Genomic DNA, 13,234 nt, shown 5'->3' with positions numbered 1-13,234 from the left:
GCGGCGGCGCTGCTGCTTTTAGCCCTCACGCGGGTTCACGGTTGGCGTCCTGAATTCTTATCACATCGTCCAGAATGTCGAGAAACGCGTCGACGACCTCGGGATCGAAATGGCTGCCTGATTCCGAGCGGATATGGGCAACGGCCTCTTCCCGCGTCCAGGCGCGTTTGTAGGGACGTTCGGAAATCAGCGCATCGAACACGTCCGCCACGGCGACGATACGCCCGGACTGCGGAATGTTTTCCCCCGACAGGCCGCGCGGATAGCCGCCGCCATTCCATTTTTCATGGTGCGTCAGCGCGATTTCGCGCGACATTACCATCAGCCGCGAGTCATCGCCGGCCAGTATTTCGGCGCCGATAACGGTGTGCTGACGCATAATCTCCCACTCGGCGGCATCCAGCTTGCTCGGCTTGAGCAGAATAGCGTCCGGAATGCCTATTTTCCCCACATCGTGCATCGGGCTGGCATGCAGAATAAGCTCGACGTCGCTTTCGCTCCATCCCATCCGGCGCGCCAGCAGCGCGGAGGTATGGCTCATGCGCAGAATATGCTGACCGGTTTCGCTGTCGCGGTACTCCGAGGCCCGCGCCAGGCGGCGCACCACCTGCAGGCGGGTATCCAGCAGTTCCCGGGTCCGCAGGCGGACCATCTTTTCCAGTACGTCCTTCTGCTCATACATCAGCCGGTGCGCAAGATGGGCGTCGAGCAGGTTGCGCACCCGCATTAATAGTTCGGTGCGGTCGAAGGGTTTGCTGACGTAATCCCGCGCCCCGCCCCCCAGCGCTTTCAGCAGTTGCTCCCGCCCCTGTTCCGCCGTCAGCACCATGATCGGAGGCAGCAGCGGATCGTTGAGCGATTTCAACTGCTTCATAATCGCATAGCCGTCCAGATGCGGCATATTGATATCCAGCAGGATCAGATCGGGGCGCGCCTCCAGATAGGCACGCACCACCAGACGCGGATCCTGAACGCTCACCAGCCGGTAATAGCCTTCGCTGGCCAGCAGTTTTTCCAGCACCTTGAGGTTTGCCGCTTCGTCGTCGACGATAAGGATACGCGCATCATCATTACTATCGATCATCATGTGGATTCCCTTGGTCATGGTGCAGAAGAGCGTCGACGCTGGTCAGGAAGCGGCCGATGTCCAACGGCTTGGTCAGGTAATCGGCAAAGCCCGCCGCCATGCCGCGCGCGATATCCTGCGGCATCACATTGGCCGACACGGCGAGCACCGGCACGTCCCGCAGCGGGTGATGAGACTTGAGCGCTTCCAGCACTTCATAGCCATCCGTACCCGGCAGATTGATGTCGAGCAGAATCAAATCGGGCCGATGCGCCATGGCGCAGGCGATCCCCGATTCGGCGGTGCGCATGGTCACCAGGCGAATATTGCGCAACTTATCCAGGATCTGCGTCACCAGCTTGAGGTTCACCGGGTTGTCATCGATATACAGGATGTAGTGCCGCTCCCGTCCGTGGATATAGGGCGCGGCGCCGGGCGCCGGCTGGTGTGCCGCCGGCGTCTGCGCCACCGCATCGGCCTGCGGCAGTTCCACCCAGAAACGGCTGCCCTTGCCCGGCTCGCTTTCCACGCCGATCCGTCCCCCCATGGCCTCGATCAGCTTGCGGGTGATCACCAGACCGATGCCGGTTCCCTCAACGCCGCTGCGCTCCGCTTCCAGCCGATTGAAGGGCTGGAACAACTCCCCCAGACGCTCGCGGGCAATGCCGTCGCCGGTATCGACCACCGCAATGCGCAACCATTTGCCGCGCGTCTCCAGCGCGAGGCGCACGTCGCCTCCGGTGCGGTTGTATTTGATGGCGTTGGACAGCAGATTGAGCAGCACCTGCTTAAAGCGCTGCCGATCGGCGGCCACCGCCAGCGTTTCGGGAACATCCAGGCTCAGGGATATTTGCCGCTCCGCGGCCAGCGATTGCACCAGCTGCCGGCAATCCCGCATCAGCGCGGATAGCGTCACCGGCTCGATGGCAAGCGACACCACGCCGGATTCGATCTTGGCGAGATCCAGCACCTCATTGATCAACCCGAGCAAATGCCGGCCGGCCTTAAGAATTTCAGTAACATTGTCCCGTTGATCGGCGTTCAACTGCTCATCAAACTCCAGAATCTGGGAAAACCCCAGAATGGCGTTCATGGGCGTGCGCAATTCATGACTCATGCTGGAGAGAAATTCGGATTTGGCCTGATTGGCGCGCTCCGCTTCGATTTTGGCCAGCTTCAGCGCCTGCTCGCTCTCTTTTTGCCGGGTGATATCCAACACGGTGGTCAGGCGTAACCCCTGACCGCCAAAAACCTGATCCCGGCCGCGCACGATGGCGGGAAACGTCGTCCCGTCTTTTCTCAGCATTTCGGACTCATAGGACTCAGACCACTTTTCACCGATCAGCTGAGTCGCCATGGGGACCGCCGTCGGGCTGGTAAAGTCGAGCACCGGCCGGCCGATAGCCTCCTCGCGCCGGCAGCGGAACAGTTCCAGCCAGCGGGTGCTGACGTCGACAATGATGCCTTGCCGATCGAAAACCACCACGCCCTCGTCCACATTATCCAGAAAGAAGCGGAAACGGGCTTCGCTCTCCTGCAGTTCCCGTTCCGCCTCTTTGAAACGGGTAATATCGAGGTACATCCCCAACAGCCCGACCAGTGCGCCCTGCGCATCACGCAGCGGCACTTTGTTCACGCTGAACCAGCGCCCCTTGCCCGCCTGCCGTTCCACGAATTCCAGGGCGTCCATCCGGGGCTGTCCGCCGTCAAGCACCGCCAGATCGTCCTGGCGATAGCGCTCGGCCGCCGCCGCCTCAAACAGTTCGAAATCATCGCGTCCGACGATCTCGCCGGGATCGTCTCGTCCGGCGTCGCGGGTAAAATAGCGGTTCGCGCCAAGGTAGCGGGAAGACGCATCCTTCCAGAACACGCCGGCCGGCAGATGATCGAGAATGGATTGCAGCAGGTCGCCCGGAACCGTCGCCCAGGCGTCGTCAGGCGCGCTCAATCGGCCCGAGGGTTTATCGATGGCGGATTTTACAGGGTTCCGGGGTTTATCCCCGGCACGGCGATCGGCTCCCACTCCCTTTCTCCTTGCGCGGCGGCTCTCCGTTCACATCGTATCTCACGATGATAATTTTATCACTTGCAATAAGAATTTTCTCATATTAGATCAAAACGGTAACGCAACGACGCTTGCCTTTTCCTGCCGGCCGCCCCGCTTTAATTACTTATTTAAATAGCCGTAATCCCTTGTCCCGAAACGATATCTGTCGCCTGTGACCATTACCCCCACTAACGCTCCGTTGAAAATAGGAATGGTAGTAATTATCTTTCGCCACCCGTTTTTTTGCAGAGTCCATCATGCGCCTTGCCATCCTTATTGTTTTATCGCTCCTTGGCCCGCTGGCGTCGGCAAAAACCGTCACGGATATTCTGGGCCGGCAGGTGACGATCCCCGACCATCCGCGGCGCATCATCCTCGGTGAAAGCCGCATGCTCTATACGCTGGCCCTGCTTGAGCCGGGAAATCCGGTGAAATACGTCGTGGGCTGGCCGGGCGACATGGCGCGTTATGACGCGCAAAGCTGGCAACGCTATACGGAAAAATTCCCGGCAATCAAGCAGATCCCGCAGTTAGGCAGCGGCGGTTTACACACGCTGAATGCGGAAACCCTGCTGCCGCTAAAACCCGATCTGGTGATTTTGCCGCGGCTGGCAAAACAGCGCGCCAGCGATGACCTGCTGCAACAGACGCTGACCAGCGCGGGTATTCCGGTTATCTACGTCGATTTGCGCATCGATTTGCTCCGCAACACCCTGCCCAGCATCCAGTTGCTGGGAGAGGCGCTGAATCAGCCGCAGCGGGCCGCAGAGTTCAGCGAATTTTATCAGCAGCACATGAATGTCATTCGTCAGCGCATCGCGCAATACCAGGGTAAAAAAACCACGGTGATGCTGCATCTGCATCTCGGCCGCCGCGATACCTGCTGCACCACCGCCGTGGGGGGAAACCTGGGCGATCTGCTGGCCTTCGCCGGCGGTGAAAATATCGCCGCCGGCACCATCAGCGGCGTATACGGCGAGCTCAGCCCGGAACGCGTACTGGCGGCCGCCCCCGACGTCTATATCGCCACCGGCATGGCCGGGCCGGACGGCAAGCGTTTTTCCAGCCTGATGCTGGGGCCCGCGGTCAGCCGGCAGCAGGCGCAAAACAGCTTCAGCAAACTGATTCGCCAGGACGCCATCCTCTCGCACCTTGCGGCGGTGCAACAAGGACGGGCGTGGAGCATGTGGCACAACTTTTACCTCAGCCCTTATCACGTCGTTATGGTGGAGATGTTCGCTAAAGCCCTCTACCCCGACCTGTTCGCGGATATCGAGCCGCAACTCACACTACAAAAACTCTACCAGCAGTTTTTACCTATTGATTTTTCAGGGACATACTGGAGTCAACTTGCACATGAAGAATAAGAAAATACGGCGTAACGGCTGGCCGGCGCTGGCACTGCTGCCGTTTGGCATTCAGGCGGCCGCCGAAACGCGGAACGACACGCTGGAGGTTATCGCCACGGCGGAGCAGCAGGCGGAAACCGGCTATCAGCCGCATAAAACCGTAACCGGCACCCGCGGCGAAAGCCGCCTGCTGGACGTGCCGCAGGCGGTCAACGTGGTGCCGAGCCAGGTGATTGCCGACCGCGCGGTGCGCAATATTGATGAAGCCCTGTATAACGTCAGCGGCATTACCCAATCCAACACGCTCGGCGGCACCCAGGATGCGCTGATCAAGCGCGGCTTTGGCGACAACCGCGACGGCTCCCTGTTTCGTGACGGCGTGCGCTCCATTCAGGCCCGCAACTTCACCCCGACCAGCGAGCGCGTGGAAGTGCTGAAAGGCCCGGCCTCCATGCTGTACGGCATGGGCGAGCCCGGCGGCGTGATTAATATCATCAGCAAAAAACCGCAGCTGGTGCAAAAAACGCATATCGAAGGCTGGGGCAGCAGCTTTAACGGCGGCGGCGGCCAGTTGGACGTAACCGGACCGCTGGGCGCCTCCGGACTGGCTTACCGTATGGTGGTCGATCACGACGAAACCGACTACTGGCGCAACTTCGGCCGCAACCGGCAAACCACCATCGCCCCGTCGCTGATGTGGTACGGGGAAGAGACCACGGTGCGGGTGGCCTACGAACATATGGAATACCTGACGCCGTTCGATCGCGGCACCATTATCGATCCCAACAGCGGCAAGCCGGTGAATACCCCGCGCGAACGCCGCTTCGACGAGCATTACAACGCCACCCGCGGCGATCAGGACAGCATCACCCTACAGGCGGAGCGCAACCTGAGCGATCGCTGGAAAAGCAGCCTGACCTACTCCTATAACCGCAACCGCTACAGCGACAATCAGGCGCGGGCAATGAGCTACGATGCCGATAGCGGCATACTGACCCGACGCCCGGACGCCACCGCCTATGCCCACGCGCAAACCCAGGTGGTACAGCTTACGTTCAACGGGGATATCGACTGGGGACGGGTCAATCACCAGCTGCTGCTCGGCTTTGACTATGAAGCCGACCGCACCTTCCGCGGCGATATGATCCGCGGGACGAACAACAGAACGGACTTTACTATTTACCATCCGGTGTACGGTCAGTTGGCGCCGTCTACCAATGTCATCGCCTCGGACAGCGATCAGCGGGAAAATATCGACAGCAGCGGCTTCTTTATACAGGACGTCATTCGCCTGAACGATCGCTGGCAGCTGCTGGGCGGAGTACGTTACGACAGCTTCGACGTGATGGCCGGCAAAGGCCGCCCGTTCGTCACCCGTACCGATAGCTCATATAACCGCGTGGTGCCGCGCGCCGGCATTATTTACAGCCTGACGCCCTATTCTTCGCTTTATGCCAGCTACAGCGAGTCGTTTAAACCCAACTCGTCGATCGCCAGCCAAATCGGCGCGCTGCCGCCGGAAATCGGCACCGCCTATGAAGTGGGCGCCAAGCTGGATCTGCCCAATAGGATCACCGCCAACCTGGCGCTGTTCGATATTGAAAAGCGCAATGTGATGGTCAGCGAAACCATTAACGGCGAAACGGTGACCCGCACCGCCGGCAAAGTGCGCTCGCAGGGCATCGAGCTGGATCTGGCCGGCAAGCTGACGGATTCGCTCAGCCTGATCGGCTCCTACGCCTGGACCGATGCCCGCGTTACCGCCGACCCGGAAAATAACGGCAATGAAATGGCCAACGCCGCGCGTCATACCGCCTCGCTGTTTCTGACCCAGGATTTCGGCGACACCGGCATTCACGCCGGCGATAACCTGCGCGCCGGCGCCGGGGCGCGCTACGTCGGCCGCCGCGCCGGCGATGCGGCGAACAGCTTCTATCTGGATGACTATACGGTGGCGGATGCGTTCGTGGCTTATAGCCTGCCGCTTAACGGCTACCAGGTGAAGTGGCAGCTTAATATCAAGAACCTGTTTGATAAAACCTATTACCCCTCCAGCGGCGGTCAGTATCGCGTCGCCATTGGCGAACCGCGCCAGTTTGTGCTGCGCGCCAGCCTGGACTTCTAGCCTGCGCCCGCCGCGCGGTTCCGCTGCCCCCGGAACGGCGCGGCGCCTCCCCTCGCCTTCTTTTACCGGATAAAACCGGCTGTAACCTTTTTATCCAGTCTCTATAATTGACTTCGGCATGTTTATACCAGGGCTGGCCCCTGCTGATTTAATAATAAGGATTCCCTATGTCCGACACGAGCAACGCCGTTCGGCTACGACCGCTGGAGCGGGACGACCTGACCTTTGTCCATCAGTTGGACAATAACGCCAGCGTTATGCGTTACTGGTTTGAAGAGCCTTACGAGGCTTTTGTCGAACTCTGCGACCTGTATGACAAACATATTCACGACCAAAGCGAGCGGCGTTTTATCATCGAACATGAACAGACCAAAGTCGGGCTGGTGGAACTGGTGGAGATCACCCATATTCACCGCCGGGCTGAATTTCAAATCATTATCGATCCCGCCTATCAGGGACAGGGCTACGCCAGCGCGGCGGCGAAGCTGGCGATGGACTACGGTTTTTCGGTGCTGAACCTGTACAAGCTGTATCTGATTGTGGATAAGGAAAACCAGAAGGCGATACACATTTACAGCAAGCTGGGATTTGAAGTGGAAGGCGAACTGATCCACGAGTTTTTCATCAACGGCGAGTATCGCAACACCATCCGCATGTGTATTTTCCAGCGGCAGTATCTGGCGAGACACAAAACGGGGGCGGGCACCGGCGGAGCCGCCCCCGGTTCAGGGGTCAGTCAGTAGTAGAACGGCGGCCGGTCGATTTCACCCGGCGAATTGCCGGAACAGCGCCTTGCCGCGCAGCAACCGCAGCCCCAGCCAGCCGCCGCACAGCGATAACGACAGCGCCGCCGCCAACGGCAATATCAGCCACATCGCCAGGTTCGGCTGCCACGGAAAATTGAATACCCGGCTCTGCAACAGCCACAGCGCCGCTTCCGCGCCGATAGCGGCCGCTGCCCCCGCCACCAGCCCCAGTACGGCGAACTCGCACCACAGCGTGGTGCGCAACAAACGCAGCCCGGCGCCCAGGGTGCGGTATACCATCAGTTCCTGCCGACGCTGACGCATTCCCACCTGGATTTGCGCCAGCAGCAGCAATACGCCGCAGAACAGCACCAGGATCACCATAATTTCCAGCGCCCGACTCACCTGCTGCAATACCTGCCCCACCTGACGCAGAATGCTGCCCACATCCATCACGCTTAGCGTCGGGAACTGGCGGTTTAGCTGGACGACCATCTGCTCGTCGCCATCGTGGCGGAAGCTGGTCAGCCACGACTGCGGCTGGCTGTCCAGCGCGCCGGGAGGAAAGATAAAGAAAAAGTTGGGGCGCAGGCTTTCCCAATCCACCTGGCGGAAGCTGGTGACCCGGGCGCTGAACGGCTGCGTGTCGCCGGTAAAGGTCAGCGTATCGCCGATTTTAATCCCCATCTCTTTTGCTTCTTCCGCCTCCATCGAGACTTCGCCGGCTTTCGGCGCTTCCCCCTCCACCAGCACGTTGTGATCCGGTATCCCGTGCATCCAGGTCAGATTCAGCTCGCGGTTTACCGTGTTGCCGCCCGGATCGTCCTCATGAATCACCTCCGTCGCCACCTGCTGATTAATTTCCGTCAGACGGGCGCGAATAATGGGATAGAACAGCTCCGGTTTAACCTGGTGCCGCTCAAGAAAGGTTTTCACCTGCGGCACCTGCTCCGCGGTGATATTCAACAGAAAATAGTTCGGACTGTCCGGCGGCAGCTGCCGTTGCCAGCGTTCCAGCAAATCGCCGCGCATCACCAGCAGCAGGGCAAGCAGCATAAACGACAGCGAAAACGCCGCCAGTTGGCTGAGCGTCGACCACGGCTGACGCAGCAGGCGGTTAATCGCCAGCCGCATCGCCAGTTGCTTAACCGTCAAACGGCGCAGCAGCAGCAACCCGCCCCAGCCAATCACCCCCAGTAACAACGACAGCACCGCCATGCCGCCCAGCAGCGACCACAGCAGGGAGCTGCCGCCGGACAGCACGGCAAGCAGCCCCACCACAATCGCCAGCACCGCCGGCAGGTAGTAACGCAGCGGCCAGACATTGGCCGTCACGTCCTGACGCAGTACGCGCAGCGGCTGCGTCGCCAGCAGTAAACGGTAAGGGCGCAGCCCGACCAGCAATGAAATCAGCAGCAGCGACCCCAGCGCCCATACCCACGGCCACAGCCCGGCGGCCGGCAGCGTCGCCGGCAGGACCGGCGCCAGCATTTTCATCAGCACCGCCTCAAAGCCCAGCCCGACCAGGCCGCCGCACAGCGCCGCCAGCCCCAGCACCGACAGCCACTGTCCGACGATCAGCCGTCGCAGCGCCTGTCGTCCGGCGCCCAGCGTTTTCAACACCGCGACCAAATCATAGCGGCTGCGGCAATAGTGCCCCATGGAGACGGCCACCGCGGCGATGGATAACAACAGGGTCAGCAGCGCGGACAGCAGCAGAAATTGCTGCGAGCGTTTTAACGACTGGCTCAGCGCCCCTTCGGAATCCTCCATGCCGTACCAACGCTGGTCGGGTTTGAGCTGCGGCTTGATAAAATCGCCGAACTCGGTGATTTGCCGCTCGTCGCCCGCAAACATATAGCGCCAGCTGATGCGCCCGCCGGGCTGTATGGCGCCGGTATTCTCCACGTCGGCCAGATTCATCAAAATCCGCGGCGCGGTATCAAAGGGGTTAAAACCGGAATCCGGCTCCTGAATCAGCTCGCCGTTAATCCGCAGCGAGGTATCGCCGACGTCCAGCATATCGCCGACCTTAAGCCCCAGCAGCGCCAGCAGGCGCGGGGCCACCAGCACGGTTCCCTGTTCCGCCCGCAGCCCGGCCGGACGCGTCTGCAGCTCGCCGTATAACGGATAGCGCTGGTCGGTGGCCTTTACCCTGGCCAGCTGCGGCGTATCGCCGGCAAAGGTCATGGTCATAAATGAAATCTGCCGGCTCAGCGTCAATCCCTGCCGCTGCGCCCGCTGCAGCCAGGCCTCATCCACCGGGCGCGATGCGCGCAGCACCCGGTCGCCGGCCAGAAAATCACGGCTCTGCTGGCTCAGCCCCTTTTCCATCCGGTCGCCGATGGTGCCCAGCGCCAGCACGCAGGCCACGGCGAGCGTTAACGCCAGCCAGACAATCAATAATGAAGGAGAGCGCCATTCGCGCCAGAACCACCGCCAGATCATGCGTCCTCCCTCAGCTTGCCGTCCACCAGCCGCAGCCGCCGCTCACAGCGCGCCGCCAGCTGTTCGTCATGGGTGACCAGAATCAGCGTGGTGGCGTAATCGCGGTTAAGGGAAAACAGCAGTTCGACGATGCGCTCGCCGGTTTTGCGGTCCAGATTGCCGGTCGGCTCATCGGCGAACAGCACCTGGGGACGCCCGCTGAAGGCGCGCGCCAGCGCCACCCGCTGCTGCTCCCCGCCGGAAAGCTGCGCCGGGAGATGATGCAGGCGCTCGCCCAGTCCCAGTTGCTGCAACAGTTGCTCCGCCTGCCCGCGGCTGTGGCCGTCGCTTTCGCCGCGCAGCAACGCCGGCAGTTGGACGTTTTCCAGCGCGGTCAGCGTCGGCACCAGCATAAACGCCTGAAAAACAAACCCCACGTCTCTGGCGCGCAGCGCGGCGCGCCCTTCCTCGTCCAGCTGGTTCAACGATTCGCCCATCAGGCTGACCTCGCCTTCGCTGCCGTCGTCCAGACCGGCGAGAATGCCCAGCAGCGTAGACTTGCCCGAACCCGACTCGCCGATCAGGGCGATTGTCTGCGCGGGTTTGACAATCAGCTCAACTCCGGTAAGGATGGAAAGCCGATGTTCCCCTTGACCGACGTGCTTACTAAGATGATGAACTTCAAGAATGTTTTCCGCGGGTCCGAGATTGGTTGCCATAGCTCTCGCTGGACTGGTCTTTGCAAACATGTTTTCGTCCTTTTACTTCTGGGATTATTCAGTGTACGCGCTTTGGCGGCGGATACTTTACTGATACTGGGCGATAGCCTCAGCGCGGGCTATCGCATGCCTGCCGCCAGCGCCTGGCCCGCCCTGCTGAATCAGAAATGGCAGGCGCGGCCGGACGGCGTAAAAGTCGTTAACGCCAGCATCAGCGGCGACACCACCGGCCAGGGGCTGGCGCGTCTTCCGGCGCTGCTGCAGCAGCATCAGCCGCGCTGGGTGCTGATCGAACTTGGCGGCAATGACGGGCTGCGCGGCTTTCCGCCGAACAACATCGAACAGGATCTGAGCAAAATCATTACGCTGGTCCAACAGGCGCAGGCGCAACCGCTGCTGATGCAAATCCGCCTGCCGACCAATTACGGCCGCCGCTACAATGAGTCGTTCAGCGACGTTTATCCGCGGCTGGCAAAACAGTTCGCCATTCCTCTGGTGCCGTTCTTTATGGAGCAGGTGTATCTTAAGCCGGAGTGGATATTGGAGGACGGCATCCATCCCACCCGTGATGCCCAACCCTTTATCGCCGACTGGATGGCGCAACAGCTGGAATCCTTATACCCAATAGATTTCGAGTTGCAGGAAGGCGGCAACTGAACGACAAATTCGTCGGGAACGAATTTGACCAGCCAATGGCTGGCCTCCGGTGAGAGACAGGATGTCTCTCATTAATCCCCAGGAGCTTACTCAAGTAAGTGACTGGGGTGAGGGAAGGCAGCCAACGCATCTGCGACTTGAAAGATAACGGGTATAGTTAACCATGAGTCTTCATAAATAGGCCCTTGAATTAGGTAAAGTTATGCAAAAAACGGTGCTGATTACCGGCTGTTCCAGCGGTATTGGTCTGATTGCGGCGCAGGATCTGCAAAAACGCGGCTACCGGGTGCTCGCCGCCTGTCGCCGCCCCGAGGATGTCGCGCGCATGGCGGAGCTGGGTCTGCAAGGGATCGAACTCGATCTGGACGACCCCGCCAGCGTTGAAAAGGCCGCCGCCGAGGTCATCGCGCTGAGCGGCAACCGCCTGTACGGGCTGTTTAATAACGCCGGATACGGATTATACGGCGCGTTGCGCGATATCTCGCGCCGGCAGTTGGCACGGCAGTTTTCCAGTAACCTGTTCGGTACGCATCAGTTGACGCAACTGCTGCTGCCGGCCATGTTGCCGCACGGCGAAGGGCGCATCATTCAGACCAGCTCGGTGATGGGGCTGGTGGCGACGCCCGGACGGGGCGCCTACGCGGCCAGTAAATTCGCCCTTGAAGCCTGGTCGGATGCGCTGCGCATGGAGCTGCACGGCAGCGGTCTGCACGTCAGCCTGATCGAACCCGGCCCGTTGACCACCCGCTTTACCGCCAACGTCGACCAGACCCGGGCCGATCGGCCGGTCACCAATCCCGGCATCGCCAGACGCTTTACGCTGCCGCCGGAAGCCGTATTGCCTAAACTGCGCCATGCGCTGGAGAGTCCGCGCCCCAGGCTGCGCTATCCGGTAACGCTGGTGGCGCACGCTCTGTCCTGGCTGCGCCGTCTGCTGCCCGGACGCTGTCTGGATAATGTATTACGCACCCGTTCCTGATAATGGCTTGAAGCGACGCATTCCGCCCCCATCTTATACCCGATAGATTTAGATGACGGGTATAGCCAAAACGGATAAGAGAGAACCCCATGCTAGAACAACAAGCAACGATTATCGATGTTAACGAGTCCAATCTCCATCAGGTGCTGGAACAGTCCGCGACGCTGCCCGTGCTGTTTTATTTCTGGTCGGAGCGCAGTCAACACTGCCAGCAACTGGAGCCGGCGCTAAATAAACTGGCGCAGGAATATGCCGGGCAATTTATTCTTGCCCGCGTGGATTGCGACGCCGAGCAGCGCGTTGCGGCGCAGTTCGGCCTGCGGGCGATCCCCACCGTCTACCTGTTCCAGGACGGCCAGCCCGTGGACGGTTTTCAGGGGCCGCAGCCCGAAGAAGCCATCCGCGACCTGCTGCAGCGGGTATTGCCGAAAGCGGAAGAACTGAAGGTCGCCGAAGCTCAGCAGCTGATTCAGGAAGGCAAACTGCCGGAAGCCCTGGTGCTGCTGAAAGAAGCCTGGCAGTTGAGCCAGCAGCGCAGCGACATCGGTCTGCTGCTGGCGGAGGTGCAGATTCAGCTCAACCGCAGCGAAGACGCCGAAGCCGTGCTGGCAACCGTTCCGCTCCAGGATCAGGATACCCGCTACCACAGCCTGGTGGCGCAGATTGAATTGCTGAAGCAGGCCGCCGACACGCCGGAAATCCAGCAGCTGCAACAGCAGTTGGCGGACGATGCGCAGAACGCCGAACTGGCGGTACAGCTGGCGTTGCAGCTGCATCAGGTCGGGCGTAATGAAGAAGCGCTTGAGCTGCTGCTCGGCTTTCTGAAGCAGGATCTCGGCGCGGCGGCGGGCAACGCCCGCAAAACGCTGCTGGATATTCTGGCTGCGCTCGGCACCGGCGACGCCCTCGCCGCCCGCTACCGCCGCCAGCTTTATTCACTGCTGTATTAATATTCCCCTGACAAGGGGGGCCGGGAGGGAGTTGGCTCCTCCCCCTGACGAGGGGGAGGCCAGGAGGGGGTAGCAGCAGGCGTCGCCGGAGCGGTGATTCACCCCACCCCAACCCTTCGCAGGGGAGGGAGTTTGGTTCTTCTGACAAGGGCCTGCCAATAGTCGGAAA

General features: G+C 60.7%; 10 protein-coding genes. 6 read left to right on the top strand and 4 right to left on the bottom strand.

Translation table 11 applies throughout. The features are described 5' to 3' along the window. Positions 1-25 precede the first annotated feature (25 nt). On the bottom strand, positions 26-1,087 hold the full coding sequence (locus tag DDT56_RS04560) for an HD domain-containing phosphohydrolase (RefSeq protein WP_210416976.1): 1,062 nt from the start codon (positions 1,085-1,087) through the stop codon (positions 26-28). Further along, the gene (locus DDT56_RS04555; protein ID WP_136165316.1) at positions 1,074-3,089 is read right to left on the bottom strand and encodes a PAS domain-containing hybrid sensor histidine kinase/response regulator; all 2,016 of its coding nucleotides are present in this window, start codon (positions 3,087-3,089) and stop codon (positions 1,074-1,076) included. Before DDT56_RS04555 ends, DDT56_RS04560 begins: the two co-directional genes overlap by 14 nt. A gap of 281 nt (positions 3,090-3,370) precedes the next feature. Here DDT56_RS04555 and DDT56_RS04550 point away from each other — a divergent pair, with 281 nt between their 5' ends. The 3 genes from DDT56_RS04550 to speG all read left to right on the top strand — a co-directional run bounded on the left by DDT56_RS04550 (position 3,371) and on the right by speG (position 7,330). Beyond that, on the top strand, positions 3,371-4,480 hold the full coding sequence (locus tag DDT56_RS04550) for an ABC transporter substrate-binding protein (RefSeq protein WP_136165315.1): 1,110 nt from the start codon (positions 3,371-3,373) through the stop codon (positions 4,478-4,480). Continuing rightward, on the top strand, positions 4,470-6,587 hold the full coding sequence (locus tag DDT56_RS04545) for a TonB-dependent siderophore receptor (RefSeq protein WP_136165314.1): 2,118 nt from the start codon (positions 4,470-4,472) through the stop codon (positions 6,585-6,587). Before DDT56_RS04550 ends, DDT56_RS04545 begins: the two co-directional genes overlap by 11 nt. A gap of 167 nt (positions 6,588-6,754) precedes the next feature. Further along, positions 6,755-7,330 carry a spermidine N1-acetyltransferase gene (gene speG / locus DDT56_RS04540; RefSeq protein ID WP_136165313.1) on the top strand — a complete coding sequence of 192 codons (576 nt, stop codon included), beginning with the start codon at positions 6,755-6,757 and terminating at the stop codon, positions 7,328-7,330. Positions 7,331-7,351: 21 nt separating this feature from the next. Here speG and ybbP read toward each other — a convergent pair whose 3' ends face one another. Both ybbP and ybbA read right to left on the bottom strand, forming a co-directional pair. Beyond that, a complete protein-coding gene (ybbP, locus tag DDT56_RS04535; protein ID WP_136165312.1) occupies positions 7,352-9,781 on the bottom strand; it encodes a putative ABC transporter permease subunit YbbP in 2,430 nt (809 codons plus the stop codon). Further along, complete coding sequence (ybbA, locus tag DDT56_RS04530) at positions 9,778-10,509, bottom strand: putative ABC transporter ATP-binding protein YbbA (protein ID WP_136165311.1); 732 nt, start codon at positions 10,507-10,509, stop codon at positions 9,778-9,780. Before ybbA ends, ybbP begins: the two co-directional genes overlap by 4 nt. Here ybbA and tesA point away from each other — a divergent pair. The 3 genes from tesA (at position 10,435) to DDT56_RS04515 (ending at position 13,065) form a co-directional block, all read left to right on the top strand. Continuing rightward, a complete protein-coding gene (tesA, locus tag DDT56_RS04525) occupies positions 10,435-11,136 on the top strand; it encodes a multifunctional acyl-CoA thioesterase I/protease I/lysophospholipase L1 (protein WP_168197573.1) in 702 nt (233 codons plus the stop codon). The genes ybbA and tesA overlap by 75 nt on opposite strands. Before the next feature lie 202 nt (positions 11,137-11,338). Beyond that, a complete protein-coding gene (locus tag DDT56_RS04520; protein ID WP_136165309.1) occupies positions 11,339-12,115 on the top strand; it encodes an SDR family oxidoreductase in 777 nt (258 codons plus the stop codon). 89 nt (positions 12,116-12,204) lie between these two features. Further along, a complete protein-coding gene (locus DDT56_RS04515; protein WP_136165308.1) occupies positions 12,205-13,065 on the top strand; it encodes a thioredoxin family protein in 861 nt (286 codons plus the stop codon). Positions 13,066-13,234 lie beyond the last annotated feature (169 nt).

It is taken from the genome of Brenneria corticis, from assembly GCF_003115855.1.
In the GTDB taxonomy this organism is placed as follows: domain Bacteria; phylum Pseudomonadota; class Gammaproteobacteria; order Enterobacterales; family Enterobacteriaceae; genus Brenneria; species Brenneria corticis.
Note: the sequence above shows the minus strand (reverse complement) of the source record. Positions and strands in the feature narration are given on the sequence as shown.

Excerpts from the sequence above, each read along its gene's own strand:
- DDT56_RS04560 (WP_210416976.1), bottom strand. The coding sequence starts at position 1,087 with ATGATGATCGATAGTAATGATGATGCGCGTATCCTTATCGTCGACGAC.
- DDT56_RS04550 (WP_136165315.1), top strand. The coding sequence starts at position 3,371 with ATGCGCCTTGCCATCCTTATTGTTTTATCGCTCCTTGGCCCGCTGGCG.
- DDT56_RS04545 (WP_136165314.1), top strand. The coding sequence starts at position 4,470 with ATGAAGAATAAGAAAATACGGCGTAACGGCTGGCCGGCGCTGGCACTG.
- speG (WP_136165313.1), top strand. The coding sequence starts at position 6,755 with ATGTCCGACACGAGCAACGCCGTTCGGCTACGACCGCTGGAGCGGGAC.
- ybbP (WP_136165312.1), bottom strand. The coding sequence starts at position 9,781 with ATGATCTGGCGGTGGTTCTGGCGCGAATGGCGCTCTCCTTCATTATTG.
- tesA (WP_168197573.1), top strand. The coding sequence starts at position 10,435 with ATGAACTTCAAGAATGTTTTCCGCGGGTCCGAGATTGGTTGCCATAGC.
- ybbA (WP_136165311.1), bottom strand. The coding sequence starts at position 10,509 with ATGTTTGCAAAGACCAGTCCAGCGAGAGCTATGGCAACCAATCTCGGA.
- DDT56_RS04520 (WP_136165309.1), top strand. The coding sequence starts at position 11,339 with ATGCAAAAAACGGTGCTGATTACCGGCTGTTCCAGCGGTATTGGTCTG.
- DDT56_RS04515 (WP_136165308.1), top strand. The coding sequence starts at position 12,205 with ATGCTAGAACAACAAGCAACGATTATCGATGTTAACGAGTCCAATCTC.